Source organism: Pseudomonas sp. E102, assembly GCF_052660185.1.
The window spans coordinates 2,319,104-2,337,031 of the sequence record NZ_CP084025.1 but is presented as its reverse complement, the minus strand read 5'-3'; the positions used below and the strand labels follow the sequence as shown (position 1 = coordinate 2,337,031).

The 17,928-nt window shown below is 62.0% G+C and carries 17 protein-coding genes; 9 read left to right on the top strand and 8 right to left on the bottom strand.

The window, feature by feature from the left end:
• Positions 1–30: 30 nt before the first annotated feature.
• From DOCECA_RS10420 to DOCECA_RS10410, 3 genes are all read left to right on the top strand, one after another.
• Positions 31–1,026, top strand: coding sequence for an aldo/keto reductase (locus tag DOCECA_RS10420; RefSeq protein ID WP_445571925.1), 996 nt, complete (start codon positions 31–33; stop codon positions 1,024–1,026).
• A 235-nt stretch (positions 1,027–1,261) separates the two neighbouring features.
• On the top strand, positions 1,262–2,671 hold the full coding sequence (gene potE, locus DOCECA_RS10415) for a putrescine-ornithine antiporter (RefSeq protein WP_434559073.1): 1,410 nt from the start codon (positions 1,262–1,264) through the stop codon (positions 2,669–2,671).
• Positions 2,668–4,971, top strand: a complete 2,304-nt coding sequence (locus DOCECA_RS10410; protein ID WP_445571924.1) for an Orn/Lys/Arg family decarboxylase — start codon at positions 2,668–2,670, stop codon at positions 4,969–4,971. Before potE ends, DOCECA_RS10410 begins: the two co-directional genes overlap by 4 nt.
• 37 nt (positions 4,972–5,008) lie before the next feature.
• Here the strand turns inward: DOCECA_RS10410 and DOCECA_RS10405 are convergent, their stop codons facing one another.
• On the bottom strand, positions 5,009–5,704 hold the full coding sequence (locus tag DOCECA_RS10405; RefSeq protein ID WP_445571923.1) for a tRNA (adenine(22)-N(1))-methyltransferase: 696 nt from the start codon (positions 5,702–5,704) through the stop codon (positions 5,009–5,011).
• Positions 5,705–5,921: 217 nt separating this feature from the next.
• Between DOCECA_RS10405 and DOCECA_RS10400 the strand changes: the two genes are divergently transcribed.
• Positions 5,922–6,668 carry a substrate-binding periplasmic protein gene (locus DOCECA_RS10400; protein WP_445571922.1) on the top strand — a complete coding sequence of 249 codons (747 nt, stop codon included), beginning with the start codon at positions 5,922–5,924 and terminating at the stop codon, positions 6,666–6,668.
• 15 nt (positions 6,669–6,683) lie between these two features.
• Here the strand turns inward: DOCECA_RS10400 and DOCECA_RS10395 are convergent, their stop codons facing one another.
• Positions 6,684–7,142, bottom strand: coding sequence for a winged helix-turn-helix transcriptional regulator (locus DOCECA_RS10395; protein ID WP_420763778.1), 459 nt, complete (start codon positions 7,140–7,142; stop codon positions 6,684–6,686).
• Positions 7,143–7,257: 115 nt separating this feature from the next.
• On the opposite strand from DOCECA_RS10395, the gene DOCECA_RS10390 reads away from it, so the two are divergent.
• Complete coding sequence (locus DOCECA_RS10390; protein ID WP_434647647.1) at positions 7,258–8,466, top strand: MFS transporter; 1,209 nt, start codon at positions 7,258–7,260, stop codon at positions 8,464–8,466.
• Positions 8,467–8,566: 100 nt separating this feature from the next.
• Positions 8,567–8,839, top strand: a complete 273-nt coding sequence (locus DOCECA_RS10385; protein WP_434559085.1) for a YceK/YidQ family lipoprotein — start codon at positions 8,567–8,569, stop codon at positions 8,837–8,839.
• Between the two features lie 19 nt (positions 8,840–8,858).
• Here the strand turns inward: DOCECA_RS10385 and DOCECA_RS10380 are convergent, their stop codons facing one another.
• Positions 8,859–9,713 (bottom strand): LysR family transcriptional regulator, encoded by an 855-nt coding sequence (locus tag DOCECA_RS10380; protein ID WP_434559087.1) that lies wholly within the window; start codon positions 9,711–9,713, stop codon positions 8,859–8,861.
• 74 nt (positions 9,714–9,787) lie between these two features.
• Between DOCECA_RS10380 and DOCECA_RS10375 the strand changes: the two genes are divergently transcribed.
• Positions 9,788–10,759, top strand: a complete 972-nt coding sequence (locus DOCECA_RS10375) for a DMT family transporter (RefSeq protein WP_434559089.1) — start codon at positions 9,788–9,790, stop codon at positions 10,757–10,759.
• Here DOCECA_RS10375 and DOCECA_RS10370 read toward each other — a convergent pair.
• Entirely contained in the window at positions 10,723–11,277 is a 555-nt protein-coding gene (locus tag DOCECA_RS10370) for a DUF488 domain-containing protein (protein WP_445571921.1), read from the bottom strand. The two genes, DOCECA_RS10375 and DOCECA_RS10370, sit on opposite strands and share 37 nt — an antisense overlap.
• Before the next feature lie 122 nt (positions 11,278–11,399).
• On the bottom strand, positions 11,400–11,747 hold the full coding sequence (locus tag DOCECA_RS10365) for a carboxymuconolactone decarboxylase family protein (protein ID WP_030140590.1): 348 nt from the start codon (positions 11,745–11,747) through the stop codon (positions 11,400–11,402).
• A 110-nt stretch (positions 11,748–11,857) separates the two neighbouring features.
• Between DOCECA_RS10365 and DOCECA_RS10360 the strand changes: the two genes are divergently transcribed.
• Positions 11,858–12,763: an AraC family transcriptional regulator gene (locus DOCECA_RS10360; protein WP_434559093.1), complete on the top strand. Its 906-nt coding sequence runs from the start codon at positions 11,858–11,860 to the stop codon at positions 12,761–12,763.
• Positions 12,764–12,782: 19 nt separating this feature from the next.
• Here DOCECA_RS10360 and DOCECA_RS10355 read toward each other — a convergent pair whose 3' ends face one another.
• Positions 12,783–14,837: a 2Fe-2S iron-sulfur cluster-binding protein gene (locus DOCECA_RS10355; RefSeq protein WP_445571920.1), complete on the bottom strand. Its 2,055-nt coding sequence runs from the start codon at positions 14,835–14,837 to the stop codon at positions 12,783–12,785.
• A 326-nt stretch (positions 14,838–15,163) separates the two neighbouring features.
• Here DOCECA_RS10355 and yghU point away from each other — a divergent pair, with 326 nt between their 5' ends.
• Positions 15,164–16,003 carry a glutathione-dependent disulfide-bond oxidoreductase gene (yghU, locus tag DOCECA_RS10350; protein ID WP_434559097.1) on the top strand — a complete coding sequence of 280 codons (840 nt, stop codon included), beginning with the start codon at positions 15,164–15,166 and terminating at the stop codon, positions 16,001–16,003.
• Positions 16,004–16,074: 71 nt separating this feature from the next.
• On the opposite strand, the gene DOCECA_RS10345 is transcribed toward yghU, so the two are convergent.
• On the bottom strand, positions 16,075–17,001 hold the full coding sequence (locus tag DOCECA_RS10345) for a Gfo/Idh/MocA family protein (RefSeq protein WP_445571919.1): 927 nt from the start codon (positions 16,999–17,001) through the stop codon (positions 16,075–16,077).
• Positions 17,002–17,092: 91 nt separating this feature from the next.
• The gene (locus DOCECA_RS10340; protein WP_420763770.1) at positions 17,093–17,878 is read right to left on the bottom strand and encodes a DeoR/GlpR family DNA-binding transcription regulator; all 786 of its coding nucleotides are present in this window, start codon (positions 17,876–17,878) and stop codon (positions 17,093–17,095) included.
• Between the last annotated feature and the right edge of the window lie 50 nt (positions 17,879–17,928).

Genomic DNA, 17,928 nt, shown 5'->3' with positions numbered 1-17,928 from the left:
CTCGTCATCTCAACCCAAAGGAACACTCTCATGATCACCCGCCAACTTGGCCATCAAGGCCCACACGTCAGCGCCATCGGCTTGGGCTGCATGGGCATGTCGGATTTCTACACCACCGGCGCGGATGAGCCAGAGGCAATCGCTACGCTCCACCGCGCCGTGGAACTGGGCGTAACACACTTCGACACCGCGGACATGTACGGGCCGCACACCAACGAGCAACTGGTGGGACAGGCTTTGCGCGGCAAGCGCGATGGGATTTTTCTGGCGAGCAAGTTCGGCCTGGTTCGCAGCGATGATCCACATGCCCGGGGCGTCGATGGTCGCCCGGAGTACGTCCGGCAATCGATCGACGGCAGCCTCAAGCGGCTCGGAACCGATTACCTGGATCTTTACTATCAACACCGAATCGACCCTCAGGTGCCGGTGGAAGAAACGATTGGCGCCATGGCCGAATTGGTCAAGGCCGGCAAGGTTCGCCACATCGGCATTTCGGAAGCCAGCGCCGAGACAATCGAGCGGGCCCATGCCGTGCATCCCCTGGCGGCGGTGCAAAGCGAATATTCGTTGTGGTCCAGGGAGCCGGAACACAACGGAGTGCTCGAAACCTGCCGACGCCTGGGAATCGCTTTTGTCGCCTACAGCCCGTTGGGGCGTGGTTTCCTGACGGGCGAGTTGAAGACGCCGGAGGACTTTGCCGCCGACGACTATCGGCGCTTCAATCCGCGTTTCGAGGCCGACAACTTCTATCGCAACCTCGCCCTGGTCGAACGAGTCCGGGCCATGGCCGAGGACAAGCACATCAGCGCCGCGCAACTGGCCTTGGGCTGGGTACTGGCCCAGGGAAGCAATGTCACCGCGATCCCGGGCACCAAGCAGCGTCGGTACCTGGAAAGCAACGTCGCCGCCGCCAGCGTTTTCCTGAGCAGCGATGACTTGAATCATCTGGACGCCATTTTCGCCCCCGCAGGCGCCGTGGCCGGCGAGCGCTACAGTGCCGAGGTGATGACCTTGCTCGACGGCTGATCCTCACACCCACCGTGGCGAGGGAGCTTGCTCCCGCTCGGCTGCGCAGCAGTCGCAAACAGCCGACGCGGTCTGCCCGAAGACTGCCGGGGACGGCTTCGCCGGCCAGCGGGAGCAAGCTCCCTCGCCACGGGTTATTCGATAGATGGGGTGATCGCGATGCGAGCGATTCTTGCTTACTGGAGATCCTCTGCTATGACTTAACCCCGTCACTTTCAGTATGTGAGGCAAGGGAATGTCAGCCGCCAAGAAAATGAGCGTGGGGCAGCTCACCATGCTGACCGCCGTCAACATGCTGGGATCCGGCATTGTCCTGTTACCCACCAAGCTCGCCGAAGTCGGCGGCATCTCCATCCTCTCCTGGTTGATCACCGCCACGGGCTCCCTGGCGCTGGCCTACGCGTTCGCCCGCTGCGGCATGCTCAGTCGAAAGACCGGCGGCATGGGCGGATACGCCGAATACACCTTTGGCAAATCCGGCAACTACATCACCAACTACACCTATGGCCTATCGCTGCTGATTGCCAACGTGGCGATCAGCATCACGGCCGTCGGCTATATCCAGACGCTTTTCAGCATCCAGCTCGACTCGCTGCAAGTCGGCCTGGCAACCATCGCCTTGTTGTGGCTGACCACCTTCGCCAATTTCGGCGGCGCAAGCGTTACCGGCAAGATCGGTGCCGTGACCGTATGGGGCGTCATTGCCCCGGTGGTGCTGGTGTCGACTATTGGTTGGTTCTGGTTCGACAGCAGTGTCTATGCGGCCGGTTGGAACCCTCACGACAAACCCTGGTACGAAGCGGCTGGCGCATCGGTGGCAATCACGCTCTGGGCCTTCCTGGGCCTGGAGTCGGCGTGCGCCAACGGTGACGCGGTGGAGAACCCCGAGAAGAACGTGCCGATCGCCGTTCTCGGCGGGACGCTCGGCGCCGCTGTGATCTACATCGTCTCGACCAACGTCATCGCCGGTATCGTCGACAACGCCGAGCTGGTGTCCTCCACCGCGCCGTTCGGCCTGGTGTTCGCCAAGATGTTCACGCCCCTGGTGGGCAACATCGTCATGGGGCTGATGGTGCTGGCGTGCGTCGGCTCCCTGCTCGGCTGGCAGTTCACCGTCGCCCAGGTGTTCAAGAGTTCGGCGGACACGGGTTACTTCCTGCCGATCTTCGCCAAGGCCAACAAGCATGGCGTGCCGATCATCAGCATGTTGATCCTGCTGGCGATGCAGACGGCGATGGCGTTGCTGACCATCAGTCCCGACCTCGCCAAGCAGTTCGATACGCTGGTGAACCTCGCCGTGGTGACCAACCTGGTGCCGTACATTCTCTCCATGGCGACGCTGGTGACCCTGCAGAAGGTTTCCAATGTCCCGGCGAACAAGGCTCTGGTCACCAATATCGTCGCAGGCATCGCCGCGGCCTACAGTTACCTGGCGCTCTACAGCTCGGGCGAACAAGCGCTGATGCTCGGCGGCGTGGCGGTCATCGTCGGCTACACGCTGTTCGGTTACGTCAATACCCGCCTGATCCGCCTGGAGGCCATGAACAACAGCGTACCGACCCAGACCGTCGCGGCGCAGCACATCGTTGGCGAGCCCATTCCCGTCAACCACTTGAAGCCGGCTAACCTGGAGGCATTGCCATGACGGAACATCGAAATCTATTGGGGATGCTGGCCCTGCTCGTCTCCAACGCACCCGACAAGCGCAGCGTATTCGGCCGGGCCCTGATCCAGCTGATCAGTGACGTAGAGGATCGCGCCGTCAGTGTGCTGACTTCCGAGACCCTGAGCGATGCCAAGTCGATCCTCAGTTCCGACCCGGCCATCCAGTGCGTGCTGCTCAGCTGGGAAATAGACACCAGCGAAGACCATCGCGAATGCATCGACCTGCTGACCGCCCTGCGCGAGCGCAACACCCGCGTGCCGGTGTTCCTGATCAGTGATCGCAGCACCGCGTCCAACGTGCCGTTGATCGTCATGCAACACGCCGACGACTTCATCTGGCTGCCCGAGGACACCAGCCGGTTCCTGAGCGGGCGGATCCTGGCGGCGATCGAACGTTATCGCCAGGCAGTGTTGCCGCCGATGTTCGGCGCCCTGCTGAAATTTGCCCGCAGCTACGAATATTCATGGCACACGCCGGGCCACGCCGGCGGCACGGCCTTTCTGAAAAGCACGGCGGGCCGGGCATTCTATGAATTCTTCGGGGAAAACCTGCTGCGCTCGGACCTGTCCATCTCCGTCGGCGAGCTGGGTTCGCTGCTCGACCACAGCGGCCCCATCGGGCAAGGCGAGCGTTATGCCGCCAAGGTCTTCGGCGCCCATCGCACCTACTACGTCACCAACGGGTCATCGATGTCCAACCGCGTGATCCTGATGGCCAGCGTGACGCGGGACCAGATCGCCTTGTGCGACCGCAACTGTCACAAATCCGCCGAGCATGCGATGACGCTGTCCGGGGCAATTCCGACCTACCTGGTGCCGACTCGCAACCGCTTCGGCATCATCGGCCCGATCCTGCCGCAGACCCTCAGCGCCGAGGGCGTGAAGGCCGCCATAGCCAGCAATCCGTTGGTCAAGAGCGACATCGACCCGACACCCGTGCACGCGATTATCACCAATTCCACCTACGACGGCCTGACCTACAACGTCACCCGCGTCGAGGAACTGTTGGGGCAAAGCGTCGATCGCTTGCACTTCGACGAAGCCTGGTATGGCTACGCGCGCTTCAACCCGCTGTACAAGGACCGCTTTGCGATGCACGGCAGCCCGGACGACCACGACCCGTCGAAACCGACCGTGTTCGCCACCCAGTCCACTCACAAGCTGCTGGCTGCGCTGTCCCAGGCGTCGATGATCCACGTGCGCAATGGCCGCAATCCGATTCCCCACGGGCGCTTCAACGAGTCGTACATGATGCACGCCTCGACCTCGCCCAACTACGCGATCATGGCCTCGTGCGATGTCAGCTCGGCGATGATGGAGGCGCCCAGCGGGCAGATCCTCACCAGCGAGGCGATCGAAGAAGCTGTCGCCTTCCGGCAGGTCATTTCCCATATGCAGAGCGAGATGTTCAGTCACGACGATTGGTTCTTCTCGTGCTGGCAGCCGCCGATGGTGCAAGTGGACGGGCAGTCGATCGCCTTCCATGAGGTCGATCCAGCGCGGCTCAAGGCCGACCCCGGTTGCTGGGTGCTGCACCCCAATGAGGTCTGGCACGGCTTCGGCGACATTGAAGACGGCTACTGCATGCTCGATCCGATCAAGGTCTCGATCCTGAGCCCTGGCATGGGCGACGACGGCAATCTGCTGGACTTCGGCATCCCGGCCTGTGTACTCAGCGCCTACCTGGGCACGCAAGGCATCGTGGTGGAAAAAACCACCGACTTCACCATCCTGTTCCTGTTTTCCATCGGCATCACCAAAGGCAAATGGGGAACCCTGGTCAACGCCCTGCTCGACTTCAAGCGCGACTACGACGCCAACCTCGAACTGGAGCTGTGCCTGCCCGACCTGTTGAGCGCCAACCAACAGCGCTATGCCGGCATGGGGCTCAAGGACCTGGCCGAAGAGATCTTCGCCGCCATGAAAAAAACCAAGACCACCGCAGCCATGGCCAAGGCTTTCGGCACGCTGCCGCAAGCGCAGTTCAGCCCCGTGGAGGCCTACGAAAAACTGGTAAGAAACGAAATCGAGCAGGTGACGCTGGACGAGGCCGCCAGTCGGATCGCGGCAACAGGGATCGTGCCGTATCCACCGGGCATCCCCCTGTTGATGCCAGGGGAAAATGCAGGCCCATCAGACGGACCCTTGCTGGCTTACCTCAAGGCTCTGGAGAGTTTTGACCGGTCATTCCCTGGCTTCACCCATGACACCCATGGGATCGAAAATGACGGCGGCGTCTATCGGTTGCTGGTGTTGAAACAGGACGCGGCGGACCGTTAGCCGATTGGATCGAGGATGTCATCGAGATTCGCTGGGCTCACGCCAGCAGCTCGTTGATCCACCGCACCTGCCGCGCGACCTCTTGTACTTTTTCTTCAGCCACGGCCTGCTGCGCCTGGGCGAAATTGGCCAGGGTCTTGTGCTTGAGGCGCAGCATGCGTTGCCACTTGGCCAGGAATACCGGGCTGCGGGCCTGCATTTGCAGCGGGCCGAAGTACAGCTCCTCGGCGCTGTACATCACCGGCCCGTCACGCTCGGCAACGATGATTTCGTAGTAGAAGCGGTTTTCCCGCAATACGTCTTCGCACAGGATGCGGTAGTCGTTGTCCATCAGCCATTGGCGCAAGGGCTGTTCGCCGCCATTGGGCTGGAGGATCAGGCGTTCCCGACCGCTCAGGCGACACTTGCCGCTGTCAAGAATGTCGCGAATCGTCTCGCCGCCCATGCCGCACAGACTGATCGCCGTGATGCCGTCCGCCGGTTCGATCGCCGCCAGGCCGTCGGCCAGGCGCACGCTGATCCATTCGCCCAGGCCGCTTTCACGCACGGTGCGCTCAGCCGCGCGGAACGGCGTCAACGCCACCTCTACCGCCACCGCCGCCGCGATCACCCCACGCTTGATCAACGCCACCGGGAGGTAGCCATGGTCCGAGCCGATATCGGCCAGGCGCGCCCCTGTCGGCACGAGCCCCGCCACGCGTTCAAGGCGCATGGACAATGTCTGTTCGTTCAAGCGTTCAATCCTGTTTTGCGTTGCTTATGCTGCCGCTGTCTTGGCGGGGCGCCCACTTTATCAGCGATGGAATGTAAAAGTTGCTACCGGCCACGCTTGCGACAATGAACTGAGGCATTGCTCGCATAACGAAGCAGCCGCCGATGCCCGGCACGTGTTTGGGTCTATGCTTGTCTTGGGTTCGCCAGCAACAGCGAACCGTTGATCAGGAGAACACGTGAAGTATTCGATGCCTGCCGCAGTGCTGCTCAGCCTGTTGCTCGGCCCGGCGACCGCACACGGGCAATATCAGGTCGTTACCGAGGAATGGGCGCCCTACAACTATGTGGAGAACCATCGGCTCACCGGCATGACCACGGAAATCGTCCGGGCCATCATGGCGCTGACTGGCGATCATTTCGAGATGTCGGTGCAACCCAGCATGCGCGCCACGCAGATCCTGAAGAACCGGCCCAAGACCATCATGTATTCGCTGTTCCGCACACCGGAGCGTGAGCCATTGTACAAATGGGTCGGCCCGATCGTTGAGGAATCCATCCACGCCTACCAACTGGCCGGCTCGCCGCCGATCAACCCTCTCGAACAACTGCTGCGCGCTCCGCAGATCACCACGCGGCACGCGGGCCTGGTGCCCCAGACGTTGCAATCGCTGGGTTTCAATAACCTGGACAAAAGTGCGACCGAAAGCAGGCTGCTGTACCGCATGCTGCTTGCCGGACGAACCAGCATCATCGTCGGCGACACCGCGGCCGGAGTGGCGTATTACAGCCGCCAATTGGACATCGCGCCGGGCACCCTGCGCAAGATTCCCATCGAGCTTTACCGCTCGTCGCTGTACATCGCCTTCAGCACCGACAGTGACGACGAACTGATCACCGCTTGGAGCAACGCGCTGGAGCAACTGCGCCGGTCCGGCGAATTGGCGCGTATCCAGCAACGCTATGAGCAGCCTCCCCAGCCCTGAAGCAACGCGCCTGAGTCACGGCTCGCCGGCGATGCGTCTCACCCTGTGGCAATCCCCCGGTTGCAATTTCTGGCCGCTCAATGCGCGGACCTCGATGGGCATCAACGGCTCGCCAGAGGCGTTGTCCAACAGCACCGACCGCGTCTCGTGCTCGGCGAACAAAAACCGTTCGCCCCACTGCCGCAGGCTGATCACGATTGGAAAGATCTCCTGGCCTTTTTCCGTCAGGACATATTCCTTGTAGGCGCTTGCGTCCGATGCGGGCTGCACGCGCAATACACCGACTTGAACCAGGCCTTTGAGGCGCGATGCGAGGATGTTCTTGGCAACGCCCAGGCTCTTCTGGAATTCGCTGAAGCGGCGAATGCCGTCGAAGGCATCGCGGATGATCATGAGCGACCAGCGATCACCGATGATTTCCAGTGTTCGGGCTACCGGGCATTCGCTGTTGGGCGATGGGGTGTTTTCTGACATTGGGTTTCCTGTTTGCTGACGCTGGGGGTAGCTCCACCAAACTAGTTGCAAATTAAAACCCATTCAAGCAAAAGTCCAATCTGGTTTTTAATTGCAACCAGATTGGAAGGCGCACATGACCGCACACATCATCCCAAGCCAAGGCCTGTCCCCAGCCCTCACATCCCTGTTATCCATCACCTGCGCACTGGCCGTCGCCAACGTCTACTTCGCCCAACCCCTCCTAGCCTCGATGGCCGAGAGCCTGGGCGTCGCTCCCGCCTCGATCGGCATCGTGGTCACGGCCACCCAGCTTGGATACGCATTGGGCTTGCTCTTTATCGTCCCGCTGGGCGACAGGATCGACGGCAAACGGCTGATCCTGACCCTGGTGACGTTGTCCGTGATTGCATTGGCGGCCGTCGGCGCATCCCAGCATTGGCTCATCCTCCTGGGCGCCATGATCACCACGGGCCTGCTCGCGGTCGTCGTCCAAGTGCTGGTGGCCTATGCAGCCGTGCTATCGGCACCGTCCCGACGAGGCCAGACCGTCGGCACCCTCACCAGCGCAGTCGTGATGGGCATACTTCTGGCGCGATTCATCTCGGGGTTCATCGCCGACCTCGCCGGCTGGCGTGCGGTTTATTTTGTGTCGTCGGGACTGATGCTGATCATCGCGACGGTGTTCTGGAAAGTGGCACCCACCACGGCGTCACCGGGAAATCGGCAGCCCTATCCGGCCCTGATCCGTTCGCTGTTCCAACTGTTCATGACCGAACCGCTGTTACGAATCAGGGGGCTGTTCGCGCTGCTGATCTTCGCCGCGTTTTCCGTCCTCTGGACCGCCATGGTCCTGCCGTTGAGTGCCCCGCCATTGTCGCTTTCCCACACCGCCATCGGCCTGTTTGGCCTGGCCGGGGTTGCCGGCGCGCTGGCGGCTCGGAGAGCCGGTCGCTGGGCCGATCGAGGACTGGGGCAACGCGTGACGGGTCTTTCGCTGGGTCTGCTGGTGCTCTCATGGTTGCCCATCTCCTTCGCCGAAAGCTCCCTGATCGCCCTGGTCTTCGGCGTGGTCTTGCTCGACTTCGCCGTACAAGCCGTGCATGTCACCAACCAGAGCCTCATCCTCGCCGCACGCCCCGACGCGCAAAGCCGCATGGTCGGCGCCTACATGTGTTTCTACTCGATCGGCAGCGCACTGGGTGCCGCCGCCGCGACCCAGGTCTATGCGCTATGGGGCTGGGCCGCGGTCAGTTGGCTGGGTGGGTCGATCAGTGTTGTAGCGTTGGGTTTGTGGGGCGTTTCGATTCATCGGGGCGGGTGCGCTGAACAGAAATCGGCGTGATCGATAACTTGTGCGCGGCGAGCTGCGAGGCGCTTTCGATCAAGGCACCGACTCACCCGTCACAAATGCTACAGTCGCGCTCCAATATCGAGGGAACGCCATGCGCATCATCGGAGCGGCTCTAACCATCGCAATGCTGACCGGCTGCGCAACGGCCAACGAAACCTTTGGCCCCGGGTCGCTCTGCGGTGTGCAGCCTTATTGCGGTACGTATTTCGATTATCAGGTGCTCAAGGAAGCGGCGACGGAGGATAACGCGACGTACGCCAGTGCGTTTGCGCCGCTCGCGGCCATCGATCTGCCCCTCAGTTTTGTCGCCGATACGCTTATCCTGCCCTACACCATCTTTCACATAAGGCCGGCGGAAGAATAGCCGTCGCCTCCTCCTGTTCTTACAGTCGAAAGCGCTGCTGGATCGCTTTGCCCAACAGGTCTACCGCTTCATCGGCGTGTGAGGCCTGGGAGCGCACGAACACCACTTCATGATCGGGCACCACCGGCAAACCCTCGAGGATGCGCATGTTCTCCGTCACCCGGGCGCGGTCGATCAGGCTGATTCCCAGTCCGGCTTCCACGCATGCCTTGATGGCCTGGTTCGAGGGGCTCTCCAGGACGATTCGCACCTTGCGCCCGCTTTGCCGCAGCGCCTGCAGCATGACTTGGCGGTAAGGGCATTGCGCCGCATGCACGGCCAGCGGGAGCGGGTCCGTCGCGCTCGGCGCCCCATGGGTCGCGCCTACCCAAACCGGCGTGGTGGTGACCAGGATCTGGCCCGCCGCCTCAGGCTGGTCCATTGGCTGGGTGAGTACGGCGGCCTGCAGTTTTGCACGTTGGACATACTCGCGCAGCGCATAGCTGGGTGCGGTCTTGAGTTCGAGGACCACGTTTGGCCAGGCTGCGGTGAATGTCGGCAGAATGTCGCGAATGACATGATCGGCGTATTCGTCCGGCACGCCCAGGGTGACGCGCCCCGCCAGCCGTGTCCCGTGTAGGTCGGCGAGCACGCGGTCATGGGTCGCGAGCAGCTCCGTGGTGGACACGAGCAGGCGCTTGCCCAGGGCGGTCAGGGAAACCGACTGATTGTCACGGTCCAGCAAACGGCCCCCGGCGACTGCTTCCAATCGTTGGATGTGCACGCTCACCGCTGCCGGGCTCTTGTGGAGCTGCTGCGCCGCGCCGCTGAACTTGCCCAGGCGCGCGACTGCATGAAACGTCCGGATCAGTTCGATATCCAGTATGGCTGTCATGATTCAACCTTTTTAAACCAGTGCTGCACGATATTTTGATTTATTAGATTAGTCGGCTTTCGTAGCCTGTGACCATGAACCCGACCAAATCGATCACCCGCTCGTTGCCGCCCAGTGCGTATTGGCTGATTCCGTTGCCCTTGCTCGAAGCGGCATTACTCGTGGCCTGGAGCTCCGGCTTCGTCGGCGCGCGATTCTCCATCGATTACGCCCCGCCGCTGCTTGTGGTGTTCTGGCGTTGCGTGCTGGTCACGCTCCTGCTGTTTCCTTTCGTCGTCCGGCAACTGAGGCGTACCGCCCTCGTCACCCTCCTGAAAAACGCCGGTATCGGACTGCTGGCGATGGCGGGTTACCTGGCTGGTATTACCCAGGGCATTGCCTGGGGTGTGCCCGCTGGCCTGGCCGCCTTGTTCGCCGACTTGTTGCCGATGGGCCTGGCGCTGATGGCCGCGGGTATCCTGGGGCAGCGCATGGCGCCGCGGGTCTGGGCAGGTTTGTTCATAGGCCTGACGGGCGTTGCCCTGGGCACCCATGGCGCGCTCGGGTGGGGCAGCGCGCCGTTGTGGGTCTACGGGCTGCCACTGCTGGGCATGTTGTCGCTCGCTGCGGCGACGCTCTGGCAAAAACACCTTCCAGCCTCGCAATCCATGGGCCTGCTACCGAACCTCTGGTTGCAATGTTGTGTCTCGGGCCTGGCCTTTGCCCTGATCGAAGGCGTGCAAGGCAGTCTGGCGCCGATCCCCAGTACCGGGTTCGCCCTGAGCGTCATATGGACGGCCGGATTGTCGACGATGGGCGGCTATGGACTCTACTGGCTATGCCTGCGCCGGGCCTCGGCGACCCGGGTCGCCAGCGTTCTTTACCTGAGCCCGCCCATCACGATGGTATGGGCCTGGGCGATGTTCGACGAACCGCTGTCATGGCAAATGGCGCTGGGGATGGCGGTGTCTGCTGTCGGGATCGGATTGGTTGTGCGAGGGGAAGCGCGTGAGGCGCGAGGCAAACAACCTCACGGAACGGCTGCCGAATCGGAAACCGCCGGGTAGGTCAGCTTCAGTTCGGAGCGTCGTGCCGCCGGATTCAACGCCGCCCGGGTCGCCTTGTCCTTGTCCATGATATGGAAGACGTCGACACCGCGAATCAACAGGTAATCGGTGATGATGCGGCGATGACAACGCCACCAGACCGCTTCCGCACACATGATGGCGCATCGGCGTGCCTGGTTGAGCGCAAGGAGGCGGTCCAGGCCCGTCTCGAATTCGTCCGACAGCGCGTAATCCGCATAATTGTGGAAACTGCGGTTTTCCCAGAATCCGTTAACCTCATCGGCTACCGTCCTGGATTTTTTTCGCAGGCCGCCCAGCTCCCGTATCTGCTCATGCTTCAACCCGTGCGGCTCCAACAGCCCCGCAAGCGTATCGAGGTTGTATTGAGGATTCGTCCGGGATCTCGGAACAGTCCTGACGTCTACGATCATCTCGACATCGAAGCTTTTTACGATGTCCACGAATTGCTCGAGGGTGGGGGTCGAATGACCGATCGTGTAGAGGCTGGGTTCTTCCATGACGGATCCGGATTCAGCTGAGCGTTTTTATAGGAACAACTGCGCCGCACGTTAGTTTCCCAACACGCCCGTCACAAAAGCCCGGGCACGACAACATGCCCGGGGCTTTGCAGAGCGCGCAATCAAGCCGGTTGCTTGAGCGTGTCGTACGCCTCCAGCGACCGCAGCGAGTAGATATAAGCTGCGCCAGCATTCAACGAAATAGCGGTTGCCAGGGCGGCGGCGACTTCTTCGCGGCTGGCGCCGGCCTTGATCGCGGCATCGGTATGCACGCCGATGCAACCGTCGCAGTGAGTGGTGATCGCCACAGCGAGGGAAATCAACTCTCGAGTCTTGGCGTCGAGTACATTATTTTCGCTGGCTGCTTCGCCAAGGGCCATATAGGCCTTGACCATTTTCGGGTTGCTGCGGCCCAGGGCACCAAAGGCTTTCTGGATGGTAGGCAACAATTCGGACCAATTATTGAACATGGCATTAACTCCTGAGTGGGTTGGGTGTACTGTTTCAACGCCCTCAGTTTTCCACTTGGGTGCGGGTCGGGTTTGTTCGATCCGCTCAGCTTTTGTCGCGAAACGCTCAAATGAATGCCATCGATAAACTCATCAGCCTGGCGAACGTGCGCGGCAGCCTGGATCTGCGTTGCCAGTTCCAGGGTGACTGGGCCCTGCACCGCGAACAGCAAGCCCTCGGCAATGCGCCCTACCACATCGTGCTGGCGGGTGAATGCCGGGTGGAGTTCCCCGACGGCCAGCGCTTGCCCATGCGCGCCGGCGACATCCTGCTATTACCCCGGGGCGCCCGACACGTCATGCACAGCCCCGGAAAAACCGTGGCGCCGACCTCGCCGAAAATCATCAACGGAGGCACGCTGCCGGTCCACCGCATCGGTGGCGCCAGCGCGGAACTGGACATGATCTGTGGCGGATTCCACTTCAATCGTGCCTCGCTGCTGTTCGCATCGCTGCCTGAGTACCTGGTGATTCCCAGCGGCGCGCTGCCCGCCAATGGTCCGCTACAGGGGCTGGTGGAGGTGATTCGCGCCGAAGCGGACGACAACAAGGTAGGCGCGCGATTTTTGCTGGATGCGTTGTCCCAGGCTCTGTTCACCTTGATCCTGCGGGCGCACCTGGCCAATCACGGCCAGGACAGCGGCTCGCTTGCATTGTTGACTGACAAGCGCCTTGGCCGCGCCTGGCAGGCGATGCTGGATGACCCCGCCCATGACTGGACCATTCAGGGCCTGGCAGAACTGGCGAGCATGTCCCGGGCCAACTTCATGCGCGCGTTTGTCAAAGTGGCCGGCGTCTCGCCGTGGGTACTGTTGACCCAGGTGCGCATGGAACTGGCGTTCAGCCTGCTGAGCCATTCGCATCTGGGCTTGAGCGATATCGCCGCACAGGTCGGCTATCAATCCCAGGCGGCGTTCAGCAAGAAATTCAAAGAGGTCTATGGCGAGGCGCCGGGACGTGTAAGGCGGACGATCTAGTCAGCTTGCATCGCCGGCTTCAAACCTCCAATACCAAAGGCTCGCTGCCCTGGGCCGGTACCGCGCAACAGATCAGCACTTCGCCGTCGGCCACGGGTTCGGCGGGTTGGGTCAGGTAGTGCACGTGACCTTGGGTCATGCGGGTTTTGCAGGTACCGCAGGAACCGCCACGGCAACTGAATTCCGGATTCAGGCCGCGGGCCTCGGCCAGCTCGAGCAGCGTCCCGCTGCCGGGTTCCCAGCGGGCTTCCTTGGCCGAACCGGAGAACAGCACTTTCACCGCCTCAGTCGCCGCCGGCACCTGTTCGGCGGCCGGTACGCGGACCTCGATATCGCGCACCAGCGTAGACGGACCAAAGGTTTCAGCGTGAATGCGATCATCCGGGATACGCAGCTTGCGCAGGCCGTCGTAGAGCGCCTGGGTAAACGTGCCCGGACCGCACAGGTAGTAATCGTAGTCGTCCAGCGGCAGCAGTTGCTTGAGCAGCGTCACATCGATTCGTCCGGCCACGTCATAACCCTGCCCGGGTTTGCCGTCGGTGGGCGGTTGGCTGACCAGGCGCAGCACTTTCACTTTGTCACCGGCACGCGCCACCAGCTCATCGATTTCCTCGCCAAAGACCAGGTCGGCCACGTGCCGGGCACTTTGCACCAGCCAGACCGGACGCATGCGGCTAATGCGTTTTCCTTGATAGACCACCTCGCGCAGCATCGACAACAGCGGCGTGATGCCAACGCCCGCCGCCAGCAGCACCAACGGCCGGCGCTCGGTGGCGTCCACCGTGAAATGACCTTGTGGCGCCCGGGCTTCGATATCGTGGCTCGCCTGGATCTGCTCATGCAGATGCGAAGAGACCGCGCCGTCACGCTTGACGCTGATGCGCAGGAAATCATCCGAGGGCGCGCTGGACACGCTGTACGTCCGGATCGAAGGCACGCCCTGCCCCTCCAACAACACCCGCACGGGCAGATGCTGCCCGGCCTCGAACCGGGGCAAGCCGGCACCGTCGGTGGTTTGCAGATAGAACGAGCGGATGTTGTGGCTTTCGTCCACCACTCGCGTGACTTGCAGCGCACGCCAATGGGTACGCAGGACCTCGGCCTGCAAGCGTTCGGCAGTCTGTTCCCAGTTGCCGGTCATCAGTGAATTGGGCGAGTCGCCTTCAGCCTGATCCTTCCAGCGCAACGGTATTGCCGTCGAACGGTAGACCACGCGCTGCGGGGTGAACCGCAATAACCGTTCGGCGCCCTGGAACGCGGCGATCTGCGGGTCTTCCAACACCACCTGCGCTGAACCACTCATCTGCAGCAGGTCGCCGGTCTGGAAATCGACGAACACCAAGCCTGCGCGGGGGTTCAGCAGGATGTTGCCGAGCGTGTTGAAGAACAGGTTTCCAGAAAAATCCGGGATGGTCAGCGTCCCGTCCTCGTCCATGCGTACGAAACCGGGCTTGCCGCCGCGATGGGAGGCGTCGACCTGCCGTTCACCGTCGCGTACCACGTAAGTGGCGATGTAGAACGAGTCTGACGCGGTGACCAGACGACGAACCAAAGGATCGGCTACTTCCAGCTCACGTGAGGCAGCAGGCTGCTCATCGACGAAGCGGTATTGGCGCAGATTGATGTAGCGCGGGCAGTTGCCATAGGCCTGGGTCACCGAAATCTCCAGGCCCTGGTCAAGCTCGCGGCGCACCACGCCGTTCATGCGATTACGCCGACGGGTGTGCAATTCGATACCCAGCATGCCGATGGCGTCGCCCTCGCCCAGCCCTTCTTGTGCCGGGTCTTCAGGCTGCGGATCGAAATGGATATGCAGCGTTTCAGGATCAGGTGAATTCATGAAGCCGGGCTGCCCGGTGCGCAGAGTCGCCCAGACATCGCCCTGACGATCCACTGCCCCAAGCACCACAAACGGCAATTGCCCGTAGAACTCCCGGTGCTGGTCCGGCATCCAGGTACGCGCCAGTTGTCGCTGACCGACGCCGGCCATCATCTCAACCGCCCCGACGGAGCGCTGCAAGGTCAACTCCCCTTCATGCCAGGGCGAAGATTGTGCTTTGGTGGCTTCGTTCATCAGCTACTCCTCGCGCCCTCCGTTTTACAACGGGGTTGAATGCGCATTGGTCAGGGAGGGTCCATCACACCGATGGCGAACGGTGCATGAGGTGGAGCCATCTTCTGCCCAAAGCGGTGGCGCAGGAATACGCATGGATTGAAATCCACTGTTTCATTAAATGGAATGACCCTTCAAAGCGCTGCGCCGTCGACTCGACTTATCTTGTCGGTGGCCCTTGTCTGCCTGACAGAGCGCCCATAGATTAGAGTCCACGTCTCGACGCCAGCCATAGCGCAAACGTGGCTTCGTCCCGGAACAAGTGCACTCAACGATAAGGTACGTTCATGAGCCAAGCGTCTTACGTTCCACCCAAAGTCTGGAAACACGAGGCCCCCTCGGGTGGCCACTTCGCGAGCATCAACCGGCCTGTCGCCGGGCCGACCCACGAAAAAGACTTGCCGATCGGCGAGCATCCTTTGCAGCTCTATTCGCTGGCAACGCCCAATGGCGTGAAAGTCACGATCATGCTCGAAGAGCTGTTGGCCCTCGGGCACACCGGCGCGGAATACGACGCCTGGCTGATTCGCATCGGCGAAGGCGACCAGTTCTCCAGCGGCTTTGTCGAGGTCAATCCGAACTCCAAGATCCCGGCCCTGCTGGACCGCAGCGTCGAGCCGCCGACACGTGTGTTCGAGTCCGGCTCGATCCTGCTTTACCTGGCGGAGAAATTCGGCGCTTTGCTGCCCAGCGATCTGGCCGGCCGCACTGAAACCCTGAACTGGTTGTTCTGGCAGATGGGCTCGGCCCCTTACCTGGGCGGTGGTTTCGGCCATTTCTACGCCTACGCGCCGGACAAACTGGAATACCCCATCAATCGCTTCACCATGGAAGCCAAGCGCCAACTGGATGTCCTGGACCGTCGCCTGGCTGAAAACCGCTACCTGGCCGGCGAGGCATACACCATCGCCGACATCGCGGTCTGGCCTTGGTATGGCCAACTGGTGCGGAACAACGTGTACTCGGCGGCCGAATTTCTTAGCGCCCATGAGTACACCCATGTGCAGCGCTGGGCGGAGGAAATCGCCCAGCGGCCCGCAGTCATGCGCGGACAGCGTGTCAACCGGACCTGGGGCGATGAGGCGAGCCAGGTGCCGGAGCGGCATCGGGCGCAGGATTTGGGCTAGGCAAGGCACCATGGCGAGGGAGCAAGCTCGCTCGCCATGGAAGCTCTGCTATACCCCCGGCATGGGGTATTTCAGTCGTAGAACGGCTCGACCAAGGTACGGCTGCCGACGAAAAAGCTGTCCGCCACCAGGCGCAGCGGTTGCAGGTCCATGTCGCACGCCTTGTCATTGATCAGTCGCTGGAAGTGCCGGTACACCGCCGCGTACTCACCCTCCTGCGACACGACCTGGCGCACGCCGTCGATGCTCAGCAGCGCACCGCCGTTGTCCAAGCGCAAAGTGCCTTCGGCGCAACGAATCTCGATGCTCCAGAGCTCATCATGACCATGGTCGAAATCGAACTCCGCGCGGATATCGAGACCGCGCGCGTCCGACATCTTGATGCTCGCGGCGATGGGCGACTGGCAGTTGTCGGGAACGCGCAGTTCGGCCGACTCGACGAACAATGACAGCGGCAACAGGTGGGTGGCGATGGACAAGGCGTTGATGCCCGGATCAAACACGCCCAGGCCGCCGGGTTGCCAGATCCATGCCTGGCCGGGGTGCCATTTGCGCACGTCTTCCTTCCAATCGATCTGGACGCTTTGCAGCGTGCGGCAGGCAAGCCAGTCGCGGGCCGCCTCGATGCCGGGCGCATAACGCGAATGCCAGGCGAACAGCCCGCTGACACCTGCCGCATGCGCCTGGTCCACCAACGCCATGGCCTCGCCCAATGTGGCGCACGGCGGCTTTTCCACCAGGACGTGTTTACCCGCCTCCAGCGCCTGCCGCACCAGCTCGAACCGGCCCTGGGGCGGCGTGCAAAACGCGACCGCATCGACGCGCGGACCTTTGTCCAGCAGCTCCCCCAGGGACTGGAAGTTCTCCACTCCAGCGCAAGGCTGCCCTTGGGTCGCGACCGCCACCAACTCGAACGCAGGGTTGGCGCGGATAGCGGGCACGTGTTGGTCCTGGGCAATTTTACCGTAGCCCACCAGACCGAGACGGATCGGTTGCATCGATGACTCCTGACTTTTGTACTTATGATGGGGCAGCAAACTAGACGTAAAACGCTTGTCGGACAATGGGCTCGTGGCCCGTTGCAGCATCTTATGTCTTGGCGGGGGCTTTGATGACCTTGGCGATGCGCTCCAGGAAGGGGTCGAGCCGCTCATGGGGTGCATCGTGTTCCACCACCAGCGCGGTGACTTCTTCACACGTCGCCACTTGGTAATGAGCAACGCTGGACAGCTTCTGGTTGGTAACCGCCACCACCACCTGACCGCTCGCCGCGACCACCGCACGCTTGAATTCGGCGTCATCCAGGCCAAACGCCGTCACGCCATTGTCCGGGTCGATGGCGCAGGCACCGACAAAACACAGGTCGAAATTGAACTGGCGCAATTGCTGGACGGCCGCCAGCCCGATCGCACCGCCGGCGACAGGGTTCAGACGGCCACCGAGCAGGATGACCTCGGCGTTGGGCAGCTTCATCAACTCCACCGCAATCAAGGGCGAGTTGGTGCTGATGGTCAAGCGCAGCGCTGGATCGATGGCACGGGCAATCGCCAGGTTGGTCGACCCGGCATCGAGAAAGACGTGCTGACCGGCGCTGAGCAACGACGCCGCCGTCCGGGCAAGGTCGTCCTTGCGCGCCGGATCCTGATGGATCCGAACGTCTATGGGCGCTTCGGCCGCCGGCAGGCGAATCGCGCCGCCATAGACGCGCTTGCACAAGCCTGCCGCCGCCAATGCCCCGAGGTCCCTGCGGATCGAGTGTTCGGATACATTGAATTCGCTGGCCAGGTCCGCCGCGATGACCCGGCCATAAACGGCGAGTCGCTCACTGATCAAGCGTTGGCGCTCGCCGGGAAATACTTCGTGAGTGGCGCTCATGACATCACAACCTGCATAAACGAGCATGAATAAACATAAACGAGCACAAT